Below are 403 nucleotides of genomic sequence, written 5' to 3' on the forward strand. Positions count from 1 at the left end.
GAAGCGAGAACACCATCGTGGGCCTTACCAACGGCGCAACGATATATGTCAAGAGAACGACGCCACATAAATAGACCCCAAAGCGCGCGTCGCCGAGGACAAGAATGACGGCGATACCCAGCGTCTTGGCAATCAATACAGCCGGCTTTCCGCGATCACGGAGCAGCGTCCATGCAAAGGCGATCGCTCCGAAATTCCCGACAGACACCGGTTCGAGGAAGATCGACGACACTCTGTGTTCACCGAGGATCGGCAGCAGCGTTCGCCCCTCGAAGCGTAAACCGCTCACGAAAAGCCCAGGCTCGCCGGTTGCGGAACTGGCATCGAGGCTACCACGCGCAATATAGTACCCCATTACATCAAAGTATTTCAGATAGGCGTCGAGAAACGCCCACTCGAACAG

At 56.3% G+C, this 403-nt stretch carries 1 pseudogene; it reads right to left on the minus strand.

From position 1 onward, the window contains the following. A pseudogene (locus DY467_RS25890) lies at window positions 1-403 on the minus strand (surface polysaccharide polymerase); the annotation flags it as partial.

The sequence above is a fragment of the Rhodopseudomonas sp. BR0G17 genome, from assembly GCF_010907025.1.
GTDB classification, from domain to species: Bacteria; Pseudomonadota; Alphaproteobacteria; order Rhizobiales; family Xanthobacteraceae; genus Rhodopseudomonas; species Rhodopseudomonas palustris_H.